Below are 15,959 nucleotides of genomic sequence, written 5' to 3'. Positions count from 1 at the left end.
GGATGCAACCGAGTCTTTAACCCAAACCCCCAGTTTTATGACTCTTGCTAAACCTGCTGAATTAAACATTATTCATCTTCCCGACCACACTGAGTTACCAGAGTCGGACGGAACATTCGTGTTCGCGAAGCGTGCCGGAGGCAAAAATTTTCAAGAACATCCCCAGAGTATTCTGCTGACTGACTCTATTAACAGCGTATTGCAACAACTACATTCTGATGGACAATATGCGATCGGTCAAGATTGCGGTATTTACTGGCGTTTAACAGACCCTCCAGAAAAAGGCGCAGAAGCACCAGATTGGTTTTATGTAGCCAATGTACCACCGATGTTAAACGGTAAATTTCGCCACTCTTATGTATTGTGGCAGGAATACATAGCACCTTTAATAGTTTTAGAATTTGTTTCTGGTGATGGTTCAGAAGAAAGAGATAAAACACCCATAACTGGTAAATTTTGGGTATATGAACAAGCAATAAGAGTACCGTTTTATGGCATTTATGAGGTACAAAAAGCCAGTATAGAAGTTTATCACCTGGTTGATGGATATTATCAGCTACTACCAGCTAATGAAAGGGGTCATTATCCTATTTTACCTTTAGGTGTAGAGTTAGGCATTTGGGAAGGACAGTATAATAATATGCAAGCGCCTTGGTTACGTTGGTGGGATATTCAAGGGAATTTACTGTTACATAGTGGTGAGAAAACGCAGAAATTAACATCTCAGTTAGAACAGGAACAGCAAAAAGCTGCACGTTTAGCAGAACGGTTGCGGGAGTTGGGGGTTAACCCAGATGAGGTTTGATTAAAACATCTCCAAAAATTAAAAAATTAAATATGCATATCATCCATAACTTTTGTAGAGACGTTCCATGGAACGTCTCTACATTTTTTAGCGGAAATGTCTATCTAAATGGGGAAAATTAGCCTTTCCCATAAAATCCAAAAATCTTAGCCAAGACTATTGTAATTTTAGAAAATAGGGTTTAAGATATTTCCATGAACCTTAGCCAAGGTTTTTGGAAAAAATCAATGTCAAAAATTATATACGATGTCATCCAACGCTTTGAGGTTGAAAACGGCGTTCCTCGTTTGGTTTCAACCAATATTCAAGTAATTGAAGGTGGGGAAGATTTGCTGTCTTTAGCTATAAGTTTACTGACTAAACTGGGTTTTTATGAAAAGTTTGAGGAGAAGCGAACATCTCAATATATAGGTTATAGGCTGAAAAATCCTGGTAAGGGTGCTAAACGTTATCAATTGGTTTTCGCACAAAGGAAGGAAGGATTATGTATTTCGATTCCTAAAGATGTATTAAAGTCGGAAATTTTGAACCTTGTTTATCTTACTGAAGATATGGACACCCTTCGAGATGAATTCGGTAAGGATATGTATAACTATCATACAACGATTCGTTCAAGCAAGTTTTGGATATTACCTAACAAAAAAGATATATTTTTAAAAGCAATGGAATATTATTATCCAAATATTTTAAATAGTGAAGTGAAAGGAAATTTTTGTTTAAATCCTAATGTTAATTTCCTTTGGACAGAGAGTATTTATGGTGAAGCTTTACCAATAAAACCAGAAGGATTTGAACTTGAACAATTAGAAGAAATTAGTAGTTACATAACTTTGTGTCCACAGGATAAACTTCTTCCTGAAGAAATTAATAGTTACCATAGTTACTTAATTTTATATGAGGATAACCTTTTTCCATATATGTCGCAGGTATGTATAACTTCAAAAGAAGTATTAGAAGAATTTATTACCCACTTTGCAAAAATATTAATGGAGAAAAACTAATGTATATCAAACCCAAAAGACTCATTAACCCTTACGAAGAAAGAATGCTAGAGTTTCTGCAAACCTGCATAGATGAGAATTATAAAATTCATACACAGGTAAGCTTATGCTCATTTTGCGAATTAGATAAAGGTCTTGATATAGAACTAAGAAACTTCTTCTTTAGCTCCAGCGTAGACGCTCTCATCACAAACAAAGACTATAAACCTTGTTTAGTTGTAGAATTTCAATCTACATATCATGATTCTCATGACGCAAGAGAGCGTGATAATAAAAAATTACATTTACTAAAATTAGCAGGAGTTCCCTTACTTTATTCACGAATTAAAGACTTTGGCTTATTACATCTTTACTCACAAAATGAAGAAGTAATATTTAATTTATTCACAGGCGAAAACCGAGAAAATGCCAAAGCCTTAATTAGAAACTATTGCTAACCAACTAATTTTGCTAATTTGCGACTTTGCGTGAAAAAAGATCTAAATACATATAAATTTTCGTAGGGGTATATCAAAAGCTCATTGGTATCAACTTAACCTACAAATGGATTATCTATTAGCTTCCACACCCACCCGGAAATCAATTTCCGGGCTAATAGCTAAAGTACGTTAAAACGCACTCTGATTAACTAAAAATCAAAATTTATTCTATTTCCAAAATAAATAGATCACAAATAGTCGGTTTTAACCGACTTTAGCTTTTAGACAGGGAATTTATTCCCTGGCTTGAAGATTATTACCTCTATATCCTCACAATTTATAACGCCCCTCCGCCAACCACAATCAAAATGCTACAATCTACACCATGCTAGGGGTGCTTGGGAAAACAAGCTGAGATCAAACCCTTAACACCTGAGTCTGGGTAATACCAGCGGAGGGAAGCTGTATATTTGAGGAATTTCATAATGCGTACAGAATGGGTAGCCAAGCGACGTGGACAAGCTAACGTATCGCAAATGCACTACGCCCGTCAGGGTGTGATCACCGAAGAAATGCAATACGTAGCCAAGCGGGAAAACCTCCCTGCTGAACTTATCCGCGCCGAAGTAGCACGGGGAAGGATGATTATCCCTGCGAATATTAATCACACTAACTTAGAACCGATGGCGATTGGTATTGCTTCTAAGTGCAAAGTTAACGCCAATATCGGCGCTTCTCCCAACTCTTCCAACCTGCAAGAAGAAGTTGATAAACTCAACTTAGCGGTAAAATACGGCGCTGATACCGTCATGGACTTGTCCACAGGTGGCGGTAATTTAGATGAAATTCGCACCGCAATTATCAACGCTTCACCTGTTCCCATTGGCACAGTTCCAGTTTACCAAGCTTTAGAAAGCGTTCACGGCACAATTGAAAATCTTACCGCTGACGACTTTCTCCACATCATCGAAAAACACGCCCAGCAAGGGGTAGACTATCAAACCATCCACGCGGGAATTTTGATTGAACATTTACCTTTAGTCAGAAACCGGATTACAGGTATTGTTTCTCGTGGTGGCGGAATTTTAGCCCGGTGGATGTTGCATCACCACAAACAAAACCCCCTGTATACCCATTTCAACGACATCATTGAGATTTTTAAAAGATATGATGTTTCCTTCAGTTTAGGCGACTCCCTGCGCCCAGGATGTACCCATGATGCGTCCGATGAAGCCCAGTTGGCGGAACTGAAAACCCTGGGAAATCTCACCCGCAAGGCTTGGGAACATGATGTCCAGGTGATGGTGGAAGGTCCCGGCCACGTTCCTATGGATCAAATTGAGTTCAATGTCCGCAAGCAAATGGAAGAGTGTTCGGAAGCACCTTTCTATGTTCTCGGTCCTTTGGTGACAGATATTGCTCCTGGTTACGACCATATTACCTCAGCTATTGGTGCAGCTATGGCGGGTTGGTATGGAACAGCGATGTTGTGTTATGTGACTCCTAAAGAACATTTAGGTTTACCTAATGCTGAAGATGTGCGTAATGGCTTAATTGCTTATAAAATTGCGGCTCATGCGGCGGATATTGCTAGACATCGCCCTGGTGCTAGAGATAGAGATGATGAACTTTCTAAAGCTCGATATAATTTCGACTGGAATCGTCAATTTGAGTTGTCTTTAGACCCAGAAAGAGCGAAGGAATATCACGACGAAACTTTACCAGCAGATATCTATAAAACCGCTGAGTTTTGTTCGATGTGTGGTCCTAAGTTCTGTCCAATGCAGACTAAGGTTGATGCTGATGCGTTGACTGAGTTGGAGAAGTTTTTGGCGAAGGAACCTGTAGCGCAGGTTTAAGTATTAAACAACAAGATCTCCGACTTATTCAAGAAGTCGGGGATCTAAAACCTAAACTGAAATATAAAAATTATATTCTGGCTTAAATGAATCTTCAATATCACGACCAATTTGCCAAAAAATATGTAAATGATGTATATTTATTTAAATTGAATAACTCCACTCAAAAAATCTGGATGAATAGAATCATGAAATCAATCATTAAATATGCGACAGCAATCACAATTTCTTCTCTGTCTATGTTTTTAACACCTGTCATTGCTCAAGCAAACAAAGAACAGTGGTTAGATTTTGGTAAAACTCATAGCGGTGAGATACTAAAACTAAATGAAAGCAGTGTTAAATTTGAAATCATGTTAGCTGATGATACTCTCAATAATCAAGATGGATTCTATAGCAATAAAGATAATTACCCAAAGGTAAAAGTTGTTGTATTTGACTACAGCATTGGAAATAAAAAAAGAAGTGCATACACCAAATCTTGTGATAATGGCAGATTAACTGCTAATCCTAGATGGAAAACCTATACTTCTGTTACAGATTATTGGCCTCAATATTTTATAGTTGAAGTCGATAGTGTTGCCAGTGAAAAAATGTTACAACAGGTTTGTACTTTAAGCTTGTCTAAATAAATAACTATCTTTTTAGAAGATGCGAAATTTGAAAACTTTATTCAAAAAGAGTTTTCAGATATAACAATATTAATTGTTTAACTGTGCATGAATCGCAATCTCTAATATCAACACTAAACCCTACAAATCTATGAGTGAACAAATTAAATGGAATGCTGAATCAGAAGAGAAAATAAAAGAAATCCCTTTTTTTATTCGTCCTTTTGCCCGTAAGAAGATTGAAAATTATGCTCAGGAGAATAGTATATCTCTAATTACTCTTGAAGTTTATGAACAGGCTAAAAAATTATTCAATAAAAACTATAATTAACATATCTGCCTAAATCTTAATGACTCGACAATCTCATGATCAATTCGCTAAAGAATATCTAGAGGAATTATTAACACCTCTAGGAACTATTAAAAAAAGCGAAAAGGTTAAAAGCGAAGTTCAAGAAATAGATGTTTGGTTTGAACCATTTTCTTCTCAAAATCAGGAAAATCTACCTTTAGGTTTATTAGGGAAGATGGCTAAAACTCAATGTTTATTTGAGCCTTTTCGCAACCCACCATCAGAAATCGAATTTCGCAGTTGTTTACTCAAATTATATGCCGTTCATGGCGATGTAGTCAGGAAAGCAAAACGCGAAAACAGAAATATTGCAGAATCAGAATTACCGATTTTATGGATTTTAACACCAACTTTTTCATCTCGGATGATTGCGGGTTTAGGTGCAGTTGAAATTGCAGAAGATTGGGTTCAAGGTGTTTATTTTCTGCCGAATATTCTGAAAACAGCAATCGTTGTGATTCATCAATTACCAGAAAATGAGGACACATTATGGTTGAGAGTTTTGGGGAAAGGAGGAACACAGAAAAGAGCCGTAGAAGAGTTAACTGAATTACCAGAAAATAACCCTTTTCGAGAGAATTTGTTAGAAATTTTAGCGGACTGGCGCAAGAATTTAGAATTGAGAGATAATTTAAGTAGGGAAGAAGAGGAAGTAATTATGAACTTATCACCAGCTTATTTACAACAACGGGAAGAGTGGAAGCAAGAAGGAAAAGAAGAAGGACAAATTTTGTTGATAACTTCTCTTCTGGAAGGGCGTTTTGGTAGTTTAGATGCTGAGTTATCTGGTTTAGTGGAAAAGATTGCTAATATTCCTATTTCTGAACGTACTCAGTTACTTCTTTCTTTGGGTAATTTATCCCGTGAGGAGTTGTTGCAAAGATTGAGGAATGAGGAAGTTTAGGATATATTGTTTAATTTATTTTTGTATATAGTCCTCAGATTAGAAATCTGGGGCTATACAGACAAAGCCTACCTGCGTAGGCTAATTTTATGGATAATTTTTATCAAATTAATCTTTAAAATATCTTCCTTTAATTTCTGGATGTTCTGCTAAGAAACGTTCTATTTCTAAATATGACCATTTTTCTACTTCAAAACCTTTATCTTCCTTCAAAGTATCCAGTCTATCATGTAATGTAGCGTCAATTATGCCACTAGTAAGTATACAAAAACCTTTTGCATTATATTGATCTAACATATCACGAATATTTGGAACTTGTGAACTTCCAAGAGATCGCTTATCACTTTTAAATTTACATTGAGCTATCCATTTAATAGATTTCTTATTAATATCTGCACCTTTATAAAATACAATATCTCTACCACCATCACGAGAATGAGAGTTACCAATTTTATGTATATCAGTTAATTTTAAATTATGTTGTTTGATCAGAATATCATAGGAAAGTTCTTCAAATTTTTTATCATTTAATTGATTCCAAGAACATGATATATCATCAAATGTTGTAAATTTTGCTCCTTCTGTTTTAGAATAGGTTAAGTCTACTCCATGTAAATTTATATATCGTAAATCAGCATTAGTAAAATCTGCTCCTCTTAAATTAGCACCTATTAAAATTGCATATCGTAAATCAGCATTAGTAAAATCTGCTCCTCTTAAATCAGCACTGTGAAAATTAGCACAATATAAGTTGGTATTTGTAAAATTAGTATTTTCACAATCTGCACCATATAAAATAGAAAAACTTAAATTTAACCCTGTGAGGTCTAATTTTTTCAGACAAGAATTACTTAAATCTCTACATAAACGATAATCATGATCAAATGAATTAAATTTAGATAAAGAAAGTTGATCATATTTCTCTTCTCTAAGGTTTGATTTTTTATTAATCAATTCCCAGACTAGATACCATTTATGATCTAATTTTGTCTCGTTATCAATTAGCGTACCAGTTAAAATTGCTAAATCTAAATTAGCACCATTTAAATTAGCACTACTTAAATTAGCATCACTCAAATCAGCATTTCTTAAATCTATACCAATCAAATTAGCACCACTTAAATCAGCACCCCTTAAATCAGCATTACTTAGGTCAGCATCACTTAAGTCAGCGTTTCTTAGGTCGGCATTTCTTAAATCAGTACCACTTAAGTTATGACTACTTAGATTAACACCACTTAAATTTATATTATTATCTTTTAAATCTATGCCAGCAATAATTAATTTTATGTCATTATCATCTTCATCATTGAAATTTTCATGGTTATAGGCTGAATCTATTTCACCAAAAATAGAATTGTTATAAACAGTTTGCCACTTGTAATCTAATTTTGTCTCGCTATCAGTTATCGCAACATCTAAGTTTACAAAATTTAAGTTAGTATTAGTTAAATCAGTGCCACTTAAATCAGCATCAGTGAAATCAACACCACTTAAATTAGCATTTCTTAAATCAGCATCAGTTAAATCAGTATCACCTAAGTAAGCATCATTTAAATCAGAATTTCTTAAATCAGCACCAATTAGGTAAGCATAGCTTAAATTAGCATTTTTTAAATCAGCATCAGTGAAATCAGCACCACTTAAGTCAGCACCACTTAAGTCAGAGTCCATTAAGTTAGTACGTCTTAGATTAGCACCGCTTAAATCAGCACCACTTAAATTGATCCAACTTAAGTTAGCACCACTTAAATTAGCATCACTTAAATCAGTACCACTTAAATCAGCATTTCGTAAGTTAGCATCTCTTAAATTAATACCACTTAAATCAAAATTGATTAAATTGAGATTTTCCAAGGTTAATCCGTTAAAATCTCTTTCTCCTGCTTTATAAAGTGCTAGAAGTTCCGCAGCATCCATACTATTTTATCCGTTTATGCGGTATAGTTTGTTTCCAATTACCTTGATATTCTAACAAATTTACAACGTTAAAAGAGGGTTATTGTGGTTTTTATACATAGGTTTTATATCTTAAACCAGCTTAAATACCATGATGGATATGAGAAATCAGTGTTTGTGCAATTTTGGGGAGAGCGATCACGAAGAGATCCGCAGCAATCGCTATTAGATAAAATAGAATAGAATAAGATAAAATAGAAGATAAAATAGAATAGAATAAGATAAAATAGAATAATACCCAAATTTAAGTAATAGCCTTTGTTAAAATAACCTCTATGTCACTGCAAGAGCTTAAAGAACAAGCCTTTCAACTACCTGAAAGCGATCGCTTAGAACTCGTCCGTGCAATTATCGAATCCTTGCAAAATCAACCCAGTCAAAAATCTGAACGGACTCGCATCATCAAACAAATGAAAGGTTTATTAAAAACTAATCAACCAGCACCAACCGATGAACAGGTGAATGCAATGTTAGAAGAACATCGAGTTGAGAAGTATCTTTAGTGAAAATTCTGATTGATACCAATATTATTTTAGATTACTTATTAGAGAGAGAACCGTTTTTGCCAGATGCGGAAATGCTATTTCAGGCAATTGATTCTGGGCAATTAATTGGATATGTGACTGCAACAACACTAACTGACATTTTCTACATTGCTCGCAGACAAACTCAAAGTATTGAACTAGCTAGACAAGCGATTTCAACGACATTAACTATTATGGTTATTTGTTCTGTTAACCGGGCTATTTTAGAAGCAGCTTTTGCATCTGGTTTAGCAGATTTTGAAGATGCAGTCCAAATTTACTGTGCAGTTTACCAAGGTTTAGACGCGATTATTACTCGTGATAGGAAAGGCTTTTCTAATTCAGCCATACCCGTGTTGTCAGTACGTCAGCTATTGGAACAGTTAGAATAAGGTAGTTCTGACTCTGATCTCCCTTAGAAACATCGAGCGGCAAAATATGACACTAACCGATTTACTCCCGTCAATTCGACAACTTTCAGCACCGGAAAAACTCAAATTAATTCGCATCCTTGCAGAAGATTTAGACACCGCTGAAGATATTTCTCCATTAGAACCATTTAAAACATATCACCTGCCAACGCCTTATAACAACTTCGGGGCTGGGGAAATTCTCATGGAAGGACTAAATCAATCAGTTTCTAATGATTAAAGTTTATGCGGTTTAAGTATTCAACAAGCCATGAATTTGAGATTAAACCTAAATCGTAATTATTTAACGATTAACGACTATTACTTATTTCCACAATCATTTCTCCTTGACGTAATTGTTCCAGCGCATCAGGTAAAGTAATTGTCAGAAGCTGACGCAAATTACGATTAGTAACATTTCCACAAGTCAGCCAAATAATTTGAGGAGGTATTCCTAACCGACAAACCAAATCAACAAAATCACTGTCTTTCGTCATGATGATGACATTTGCGATTTTTGCAGCTTCAAAAATTTCGATATCTTTCGCGTCACGTAACCCAATATCTCTTAATGAAAATGCTTCTATAGAAAAAGTATTTGTTAACCAATTTGCCAATGTCGGGGGTAACTGTGCATCAATCCAAATCTTCATGCTGTCAACCGCACAAAATCAGTACGTCGTGCAGCAAACACAAGACAAGCTTGAATATCTTCTGGTTCTAAATCGGGAAAGTCTTCTAAAATTTCGCTAACGGTGACATTTTCCGCTAACATTTCTAAAATGTCACTGACTCTAATTCTCATACCTCTAATGCAAGGACGACCCCCACATTGACCAGGAACTTGCGTAATGCGAGTCAATAATTCATTCATTAATTTAATTAAATATTTGACTATAAAACAATATTTTACCATGATTTTTATAAATTTTGATATTATAAAATTGCTTGAATCTAGGGAACTGACAACTCAAATGCGATCGCAGAGAAACACGAAGGAATACACAGCAATTTCCTCCGCGTCTCTCTCCGTTAAAAAAACTTAATTTACCTCTCGATACCGTTCCTGAAGATCCGTAATTGTAAATAAGGCTTCAAATTTCAACCCAGCAGACTGATATAACTCTGCTCCCCCTTGCAGCCTATCTATCAGGGAAATTACAGTATCCACAGTATAACCCGCAGCTTGCAAACGCTCCACAGCCTTGAGTGCAGACTGTCCAGTCGTCACCACATCTTCCAAAACCACCACATTTGCACCCTCTCGCAAAGTGGGACCTTCAATATAAGCCATTGTCCCATGACCTTTAGCTTCTTTGCGAATAATCAAAGCTGGTAAAGGACGATTTTCATAGACAGAAACCACACTCACCGCTGACACAATAGGATCAGCCCCCAGCGTTAAACCTGCTACAGCTTGTGTATTTTCAGGTAGCATGGGTAACAACAACCTGCCGACAGCCACAGCACCTTGGGGATGAAGAGTTACCTGTTTGCCATTAATATAGTAAGAACTACGTTGTCCAGAAGAGAGAACAAAATCACCTTCTTGATAAGCAAGTTGGCAAAATAAATCTAGTAACTTCTGACGCAGAGTAGTTAAATCTGTAGTATCTGCCCAAATATCTGAATAGGTAGAGGTTTCAGTAGAATAAGTCATTACAAGCTGTTAAAAGTTGTGCTACACCAAAGATTGAACTCATGTGAGTTCTGAAATTAAGCATAAATTAAGATTCGCCCAAAAATTGAGGAGTAGTTAACATGAGTATAAAATCTAAAGCCTTGAGTGGATTGTTAGTACTGTTAGCCACTAGTAGCGCTTTTCCTTTAATGGCATCTGCTCAAACGCAAACAGACAATTATGCACCAATAAATGATACCTTCGAGAGAGCTTATTTTCGTAATGATCCTAACTTCTACGACAATGGCAGTTTACAGCGTCAAGTAGATTCTTTAATTGGGCCTGGGAAGAAGTTCGGAACTACTTTCCCTGACAATGAAATTGCCAAAGATGCCGAGTTGGTTAATACTGTCTATCGTGATCTTCTTACCCAACAGGCTATGAATGATCCATATCTTCGCACCCCAGATTTACCGAATCCTTACGATTCTTCTCTGTTGATGTCTCCCCGCTACAATGCTAATAAGCTCAAAGTCGGGACTGAATTCCGTTTTGAAAGTTTTACTTCTCGCTAAGAGGGCTGTTAGTTCCTTGAGTGCTGAGTAGTGATTTAGTTACTCTCAGGACTCAAGACTTACTCTAAGGGACTTCCAGGGGAAACGCATCTAAATTTTATCGCTTTTAGCGATTGTTGTTATGTTGTTAGTTTTGCTTTTGAGCAAAGTATACAGCACTTTCCGTGTAATGCGGTACACTTAATTAATCCTCCACATTTAAGCATTGGTTTGTTAACTTCTGGTTCTGACATCACTACCTATTTTGAGTGGTCGGCTGCAACGTGGTTGTTATGTTTCAACAGTCTTTCAATTGCTGGAACTTTTGGCTTTGTCAAGCACCTTTCCTAGTTTTTTCTCCCAGAATAATGCCTTGCCCATCTGGGGATTTAGCTCATAGCCAATGAATCCGAACGACTTGTATGCAGACTGGGCAACATGATTTCCTTCCAGTACCTCTAGAGTAAGTTTGCAGCATCCCAAATCAAATGCGATCTCTTCTGCTTTCTGTAGCAGCAGTTTAGATAAGCCTCTCCTACGGTAGGGTAGAGCAATAATGAGATCATGGATATTCAGCAAAGGCTTGCACGCAAACGTAGAAAATCCTTCTAAGCAGACAACAAGCCCTGCGGGTTCAGCATCGACAAAGGCTAGAATGACATGAGCGGATTCTCTCTTTGCTAGCTCTGATGGGAGATTTTCCTTAACGTAGTCAGATAAACCTTGACCACCACCCATCGGGTCAAGCGCATACACATCCATTAATTGAACCATCGCTTCCGCATGTTCAGTTAAAGTAAGATCCGCTTCAACAATTCTAATCATTATGTTGTTTTTCAACTTTTCAAGTATTGTCATGATTAGAGTTTATAGTCCAAATGTGGCTTAATTAATTTTGATATTCAGGAAAAATTACTCCAGATTCCACTCTAAGTCAAAGGCGATAGCCTCAATTATCTATCTTCTAAAGGGTTTGCTGGAAGCGATCGCTAGGAATGTGATTCGTGAGTTCTATGCGATAGCTTCATGTGGTGTTTTAACTTTGACCCAAGAAAATAACACAGGCATGACTGAAAAGGTGGTAGTATTTCAGGGCAGATTGAGCAATTTCCAAGTTCATATTCTTATTGTGTAAAGGTTAATGCTTAATAAATTGATCAGATAGGTTTTTTAGAAATTAATAATACAAACTTATACAAATATTCATATGTAATAATTTTCTCTCAATCGGATAGTTACCTCTAAGTAGTTGTTTTAGGAATACAATAGATTGAAATAATACTGAGAGAAAGTAGCTACTCTCTTACTCCAGAAGCGTGATTATAGCGAGATAAATATTAAATGCGCCCTGCTGGAATCGAACCAGCCTGAAGACGAATTATGAGTTCGTTGCCTCCCCAATCGGCCAAAGGCGCTCGTTGTGTTAGATTTTGGTCTAGCCTAGATTAACTTCAATGTCAATCTTTGATTGTGATTTTACTTCTAGAGGAAAATGCACTCTTGTAAATATAGCATGATTTTACAACTTTGAACAATTGAAAAAAATATTAGCCGATTCTAAATTTAAAATATGACAGATAATCAATGCCAAGCAGAGCAAATGGCTTTAGGCATGGGGAGTGTCAATAGGAAATAGAGCAGACTAATATTGATTAAGTTCCTTTGAGGATTGAGGTTTAAAGCTTCAATACTCTTAAATAGACTAGGCTTCTTATGTAATAGCTTGTCAGCGATGAAAATAAATTCCACTGTAGTTCTGACGTTGATTTTGTTAACCCTGATGTTGGGATCAGGTTCTGTGAGTGCGTTTTTGGGCTTCACGATGGGAAGTTCTGCTCTCAAGGGTGTTACCTCGCCCGATGGTCGTCCCACCACTAAATTTGCCAGCAATAAGAGCAATAACGCCCAACAGGGTGGAATAACCCTTTTAAAGGAGGTTGATATTCTCAAAACGGTCAAGTCGCGGATTGAGAGTAATGCCAATACTAGCAACACAAAAAAGCTAGATGAAGATGAAGAAGAGATCAAAAACCAGAAGCCTGAACCTAAAGAAACGCCTCAAGCGGTGATTTCGGAAAAACTTCAACCTGGATTTCCGGTTGCGGCTGAAAGCGAAGGTGTCACTCTGTCTGTACAATCTGCTCGTTACTCTGGCGGTGATTTATTACTAAAAGTAAATATGCAAAACAAAGGTGCTGATTCTGTGCGCTTCTTGTATAGTTTCCTAGATGTTACTGATGATAAAGGCAGAACACTGAGCGCTATCACAGAGGGTTTACCCGCAGAATTACCTGCCAATAGTTCGACATTTACAGGTACAGTCAGCATTCCCACAGCTTTACTTGATGATGTGAGGAATATATCACTGGCGCTGACGGATTATCCTGCTCAAAACTTGAAATTACAGGTGTCAGATATTCCTGTGGAAAAATAGAAATGCTATTGTTAGCGTTTTAGTATCGGCGTAAGTTTTACACGAGCTTGAGCGGTGAGCGGTTTTCCTAATTTAAGTTTGACAGATGTAGGGTTACGATTGTTATCAGTGCTACTGCTGATTGCTATTAATGCCTTTTTTGTCACGGCGGAGTTTTCAATGGTGACAGTGCGGCGAACACGTATCCACCAGCTGGTTCAGGCTGGTGACATACCAGCGATCGCAGTGGAAATGTTACAACGTAGTATTGACAGGCTGCTATCTACTGCTCAGTTAGGGATTACTCTCTCTAGTTTGGCACTAGGTTGGATTGGAGAAGGTACGATTGTTGTACTGATGGATGCCTGGTTGAGATCTTGGTCTTTACCTATAGAAGTGAGTAACTTCTTTGCTCATTCTCTATCAGTGCCAATTACTTTTTTGTTGATTGCTTATTTGCAAATTGTGTTTGGGGAACTATTTCCTAAATCGGTGGCTATGCTGTATTCAGAACAGCTGGCAAGATTTCTCGGACCTTCAGTTAAAGCGATTGTTCGTTTTTTCAGTCCCTTTATTTGGATTCTCAACCAATCCACTCGCAACCTGTTGCGATTATTTGGTATTCAATACACAGGTCAAAGTTGGAGACCCCCAGTCACCCCAGAAGAATTACAACTGATTATATCAACAGAACGAGAATCAACAGGTTTAGAGTCATCAGAGCGAAAACTGCTGAATAACGTCTTTGAGTTTGGGGAGATAACAGCAGAAGACGTGATGATTCCCCGTACTAGCATTATCGCTTTACCAGAAGATGCCACCTTTGGCATATTGCTTGAGCAAATTACATCCATTGGTCATTCCCGTTATCCCATTATTGGCGAATCTTTAGATGACATTCGTGGCATTGTTTATTTCCAAGATTTAGCAAAACCCTTAGCTGCGGGAAAGCTGAGTTTAGAGACACAAATCCAATCTTGGATGCGTCCCCCCCGGTTTGTCCCTGAACAGACACTCTTGAGCGAACTATTGCCGATGATGCAGCAAGAGAAACCAGCTATGGTGATTGTGGTGAATGAATTTGGCGGTACTGTAGGATTGGTGACAATCCAAGATGTAATTGCCGAAATTATTGGTAATGCAGGTGAATCAGAAAGCAGCGACGACTTGCTGATCCAAATGTTAGACAAGCAAACATTTTTAGTGCAAGCGCAGGTAAATCTGGAAGAACTCAACGAAGTCTTACACCTCGATTTACCATTGATGAGGGAATATCAGACCTTGGGTGGCTTTCTGCTCTATCAATGGCAAAGAATCCCCGCTAAAGGGGAAATCTTCAACTATGAAAATCTTGAATTCACCGTCATGTTAGTCATTGGACCACGCCTACACCAAATCCAAATTAGACGTTTAGAAGGTGACAGGTAGAAGAATTGGGGGAGGCAGGGAGCAAGGGAAAAAAATTAAATAATTCGTCATTCGTAATTCAGTTTTGCAATAGTTAATTCTTTCTCCTGATCTCAATACTCGGTACTCAATACTTGGTACTCAATACTTGGTACTTGGTACTCGATACTTGGTACTCGATACTCGATACTTGGTACTCAATACTCGATACTCAATACTCAATACTTGGTACTCAATACTCGATACTCAATACTCAATACTCAATACTCGGTACTTGGTACTCGGTACTCAGTACTGAGCATAGGGAACTAAATCCTTTAATCCCAATTCAGCGAAAGCTGCTAAACGCAAGCGACAGGAATCACAGACACCACAGGCAACATCACCACCAGCATAGCAAGACCAAGTTAACTCCCAAGGTACACCCAACTGGTTGCCTAATTTGATAATTTCAGTTTTTTTCAAATTAATCAGCGGTGCAACAATTTCAATTGGTTGTCCTTCTCTTCCTTGTTTGGTTCCCAAGCGAAAGACTTCTTGCATAGCTTGGATATAATCCAGACGACAATCAGGATATCCAGAATAATCTAAGGCATTAACCCCGATGTAGACACGTTGAGCGCCTATAGTTTCAGCATAGCCCAAAGCAAAGCTTAAAAAGATGGTATTACGGGCAGGGACGTAGGTGACAGGAATGTTTTGAGACATTTCATCTAAAGACCGTTCCTGAGGTAGAGCGATCGCATTATCCGTAAGCGCTGAACCACCCCATAGCCGTAAATCAAAATTCACTACCTGATGTTTTACTACCCCAGATGCTTGAGCAATTAGCAGGGCTGACTGTAACTCTCGTTGGTGTCGCTGCTGATAATCAAAGGAAATGGCGTAACATTCACAACCATCCGCCCTGGCTTGGTAGAGAACTGTAGAAGAATCTAATCCCCCAGACAACAGAATTACAGCTTTCATCACTCAAAATAGCCCTAGAAAATCATTAACACCAATTTCACCCAAAAGGTGAGACAATCAACAAAATGCAACAAACAAAACAATAAATATGAAAATAAATTAATTCCCGGTATCGCAAGTAACTATCTTGCTGAAAACTATACTCACAGCG

At 37.4% G+C, this 15,959-nt stretch carries 19 protein-coding genes, 1 tRNA gene and 1 riboswitch; of the genes, 13 read left to right on the top strand and 7 right to left on the bottom strand.

Going from position 1 to position 15,959, the window contains the following annotated elements; all coding sequences use genetic code 11:
- Positions 1 to 37: 37 nt before the first annotated feature.
- The 7 genes from H6G68_RS04690 to H6G68_RS04660 all read left to right on the top strand — a co-directional run bounded on the left by H6G68_RS04690 (position 38) and on the right by H6G68_RS04660 (position 5,951).
- The gene (locus H6G68_RS04690; RefSeq protein WP_190905675.1) at positions 38 to 805 is read left to right on the top strand and encodes a Uma2 family endonuclease; all 768 of its coding nucleotides are present in this window, start codon (positions 38 to 40) and stop codon (positions 803 to 805) included.
- Between the two features lie 194 nt (positions 806 to 999).
- Positions 1,000 to 1,806: a hypothetical protein gene (locus H6G68_RS04685; RefSeq protein WP_190905583.1), complete on the top strand. Its 807-nt coding sequence runs from the start codon at positions 1,000 to 1,002 to the stop codon at positions 1,804 to 1,806.
- Positions 1,806 to 2,243 carry a DUF2726 domain-containing protein gene (locus tag H6G68_RS04680; RefSeq protein WP_190905582.1) on the top strand — a complete coding sequence of 146 codons (438 nt, stop codon included), beginning with the start codon at positions 1,806 to 1,808 and terminating at the stop codon, positions 2,241 to 2,243. Before H6G68_RS04685 ends, H6G68_RS04680 begins: the two co-directional genes overlap by 1 nt.
- Before the next feature lie 362 nt (positions 2,244 to 2,605).
- Positions 2,606 to 2,702: riboswitch (TPP riboswitch) on the top strand.
- An 8-nt stretch (positions 2,703 to 2,710) separates the two neighbouring features.
- On the top strand, positions 2,711 to 4,084 hold the full coding sequence (gene thiC / locus H6G68_RS04675) for a phosphomethylpyrimidine synthase (protein ID WP_127053785.1): 1,374 nt from the start codon (positions 2,711 to 2,713) through the stop codon (positions 4,082 to 4,084).
- Positions 4,085 to 4,272: 188 nt separating this feature from the next.
- Positions 4,273 to 4,716: a hypothetical protein gene (locus H6G68_RS04670; RefSeq protein WP_199332497.1), complete on the top strand. Its 444-nt coding sequence runs from the start codon at positions 4,273 to 4,275 to the stop codon at positions 4,714 to 4,716.
- 130 nt (positions 4,717 to 4,846) lie between these two features.
- Positions 4,847 to 5,026, top strand: coding sequence for a PCP reductase family protein (locus tag H6G68_RS04665; RefSeq protein ID WP_127053783.1), 180 nt, complete (start codon positions 4,847 to 4,849; stop codon positions 5,024 to 5,026).
- A 19-nt stretch (positions 5,027 to 5,045) separates the two neighbouring features.
- Positions 5,046 to 5,951 carry a hypothetical protein gene (locus H6G68_RS04660; RefSeq protein WP_190905581.1) on the top strand — a complete coding sequence of 302 codons (906 nt, stop codon included), beginning with the start codon at positions 5,046 to 5,048 and terminating at the stop codon, positions 5,949 to 5,951.
- Positions 5,952 to 6,059: 108 nt separating this feature from the next.
- Here H6G68_RS04660 and H6G68_RS04655 read toward each other — a convergent pair whose 3' ends face one another.
- Positions 6,060 to 7,871: a pentapeptide repeat-containing protein gene (locus H6G68_RS04655; RefSeq protein WP_190905580.1), complete on the bottom strand. Its 1,812-nt coding sequence runs from the start codon at positions 7,869 to 7,871 to the stop codon at positions 6,060 to 6,062.
- Positions 7,872 to 8,185: 314 nt separating this feature from the next.
- On the opposite strand from H6G68_RS04655, the gene H6G68_RS04650 reads away from it, so the two are divergent.
- From H6G68_RS04650 to H6G68_RS04640, 3 genes are read left to right on the top strand one after another with little or no spacing between them, the layout of a single operon-like run.
- Positions 8,186 to 8,413, top strand: a complete 228-nt coding sequence (locus H6G68_RS04650) for a hypothetical protein (protein ID WP_190905579.1) — start codon at positions 8,186 to 8,188, stop codon at positions 8,411 to 8,413.
- A complete protein-coding gene (locus H6G68_RS04645; protein WP_190905578.1) occupies positions 8,413 to 8,826 on the top strand; it encodes a PIN domain-containing protein in 414 nt (137 codons plus the stop codon). The genes H6G68_RS04650 and H6G68_RS04645 overlap by 1 nt, the downstream gene beginning before the upstream one ends.
- Positions 8,827 to 8,872: 46 nt before the next feature.
- Positions 8,873 to 9,085: a hypothetical protein gene (locus tag H6G68_RS04640; RefSeq protein WP_190905577.1), complete on the top strand. Its 213-nt coding sequence runs from the start codon at positions 8,873 to 8,875 to the stop codon at positions 9,083 to 9,085.
- Between the two features lie 70 nt (positions 9,086 to 9,155).
- On the opposite strand, the gene H6G68_RS04635 is transcribed toward H6G68_RS04640, so the two are convergent.
- From H6G68_RS04635 to pyrE, 3 genes are all read right to left on the bottom strand, one after another.
- Positions 9,156 to 9,497 carry a DUF5615 family PIN-like protein gene (locus H6G68_RS04635; RefSeq protein ID WP_190905576.1) on the bottom strand — a complete coding sequence of 114 codons (342 nt, stop codon included), beginning with the start codon at positions 9,495 to 9,497 and terminating at the stop codon, positions 9,156 to 9,158.
- A complete protein-coding gene (locus H6G68_RS04630; RefSeq protein ID WP_190905575.1) occupies positions 9,494 to 9,718 on the bottom strand; it encodes a DUF433 domain-containing protein in 225 nt (74 codons plus the stop codon). The genes H6G68_RS04635 and H6G68_RS04630 overlap by 4 nt, the downstream gene beginning before the upstream one ends.
- A 168-nt stretch (positions 9,719 to 9,886) precedes the next feature.
- Positions 9,887 to 10,504, bottom strand: coding sequence for an orotate phosphoribosyltransferase (gene pyrE / locus H6G68_RS04625; protein WP_190905574.1), 618 nt, complete (start codon positions 10,502 to 10,504; stop codon positions 9,887 to 9,889).
- Positions 10,505 to 10,605: 101 nt separating this feature from the next.
- Between pyrE and H6G68_RS04620 the strand changes: the two genes are divergently transcribed.
- Positions 10,606 to 11,040 (top strand): hypothetical protein, encoded by a 435-nt coding sequence (locus H6G68_RS04620; protein WP_190905573.1) that lies wholly within the window; start codon positions 10,606 to 10,608, stop codon positions 11,038 to 11,040.
- Between the two features lie 288 nt (positions 11,041 to 11,328).
- Here H6G68_RS04620 and H6G68_RS04615 read toward each other — a convergent pair whose 3' ends face one another.
- Both H6G68_RS04615 and H6G68_RS04610 read right to left on the bottom strand, forming a co-directional pair.
- Complete coding sequence (locus tag H6G68_RS04615; protein WP_242045134.1) at positions 11,329 to 11,877, bottom strand: GNAT family N-acetyltransferase; 549 nt, start codon at positions 11,875 to 11,877, stop codon at positions 11,329 to 11,331.
- A 484-nt stretch (positions 11,878 to 12,361) separates the two neighbouring features.
- Positions 12,362 to 12,434: transfer RNA gene (locus tag H6G68_RS04610), tRNA-Ile, on the bottom strand.
- 317 nt (positions 12,435 to 12,751) lie between these two features.
- On the opposite strand from H6G68_RS04610, the gene H6G68_RS04605 reads away from it, so the two are divergent.
- A complete protein-coding gene (locus tag H6G68_RS04605) occupies positions 12,752 to 13,453 on the top strand; it encodes a hypothetical protein (RefSeq protein ID WP_190905572.1) in 702 nt (233 codons plus the stop codon).
- A gap of 54 nt (positions 13,454 to 13,507) precedes the next feature.
- A complete protein-coding gene (locus H6G68_RS04600; protein ID WP_190905571.1) occupies positions 13,508 to 14,860 on the top strand; it encodes a CNNM domain-containing protein in 1,353 nt (450 codons plus the stop codon).
- Between the two features lie 267 nt (positions 14,861 to 15,127).
- Here H6G68_RS04600 and queC read toward each other — a convergent pair whose 3' ends face one another.
- The gene (gene queC, locus H6G68_RS04595; protein ID WP_190905570.1) at positions 15,128 to 15,808 is read right to left on the bottom strand and encodes a 7-cyano-7-deazaguanine synthase QueC; all 681 of its coding nucleotides are present in this window, start codon (positions 15,806 to 15,808) and stop codon (positions 15,128 to 15,130) included.
- Positions 15,809 to 15,959: the final 151 nt, after the last annotated feature.

Source organism: Anabaena catenula FACHB-362, from assembly GCF_014698735.1.
GTDB lineage: Bacteria > Cyanobacteriota > Cyanobacteriia > Cyanobacteriales > Nostocaceae > Anabaena > Anabaena variabilis_A.
The sequence above is the reverse complement of the archived record's forward strand: the minus strand, read 5'-3'. Positions and strand labels throughout refer to the sequence as shown.

Bases quoted from the DNA above. Each gene is read 5' to 3' on its own strand.
- H6G68_RS04690 (WP_190905675.1), top strand. From the start codon at position 38: ATGACTCTTGCTAAACCTGCTGAATTAAACATTATTCATCTTCCCGAC.
- H6G68_RS04685 (WP_190905583.1), top strand. From the start codon at position 1,000: ATGAACCTTAGCCAAGGTTTTTGGAAAAAATCAATGTCAAAAATTATA.
- H6G68_RS04680 (WP_190905582.1), top strand. From the start codon at position 1,806: ATGTATATCAAACCCAAAAGACTCATTAACCCTTACGAAGAAAGAATG.
- thiC (WP_127053785.1), top strand. From the start codon at position 2,711: ATGCGTACAGAATGGGTAGCCAAGCGACGTGGACAAGCTAACGTATCG.
- H6G68_RS04670 (WP_199332497.1), top strand. From the start codon at position 4,273: ATGAAATCAATCATTAAATATGCGACAGCAATCACAATTTCTTCTCTG.
- H6G68_RS04665 (WP_127053783.1), top strand. From the start codon at position 4,847: ATGAGTGAACAAATTAAATGGAATGCTGAATCAGAAGAGAAAATAAAA.
- H6G68_RS04660 (WP_190905581.1), top strand. From the start codon at position 5,046: ATGACTCGACAATCTCATGATCAATTCGCTAAAGAATATCTAGAGGAA.
- H6G68_RS04655 (WP_190905580.1), bottom strand. From the start codon at position 7,871: ATGGATGCTGCGGAACTTCTAGCACTTTATAAAGCAGGAGAAAGAGAT.
- H6G68_RS04650 (WP_190905579.1), top strand. From the start codon at position 8,186: ATGTCACTGCAAGAGCTTAAAGAACAAGCCTTTCAACTACCTGAAAGC.
- H6G68_RS04640 (WP_190905577.1), top strand. From the start codon at position 8,873: ATGACACTAACCGATTTACTCCCGTCAATTCGACAACTTTCAGCACCG.
- H6G68_RS04635 (WP_190905576.1), bottom strand. From the start codon at position 9,497: ATGAAGATTTGGATTGATGCACAGTTACCCCCGACATTGGCAAATTGG.
- H6G68_RS04630 (WP_190905575.1), bottom strand. From the start codon at position 9,718: ATGAATGAATTATTGACTCGCATTACGCAAGTTCCTGGTCAATGTGGG.
- pyrE (WP_190905574.1), bottom strand. From the start codon at position 10,504: ATGACTTATTCTACTGAAACCTCTACCTATTCAGATATTTGGGCAGAT.
- H6G68_RS04620 (WP_190905573.1), top strand. From the start codon at position 10,606: ATGAGTATAAAATCTAAAGCCTTGAGTGGATTGTTAGTACTGTTAGCC.
- H6G68_RS04615 (WP_242045134.1), bottom strand. From the start codon at position 11,877: ATGACAATACTTGAAAAGTTGAAAAACAACATAATGATTAGAATTGTT.
- H6G68_RS04605 (WP_190905572.1), top strand. From the start codon at position 12,752: ATGAAAATAAATTCCACTGTAGTTCTGACGTTGATTTTGTTAACCCTG.
- queC (WP_190905570.1), bottom strand. From the start codon at position 15,808: ATGAAAGCTGTAATTCTGTTGTCTGGGGGATTAGATTCTTCTACAGTT.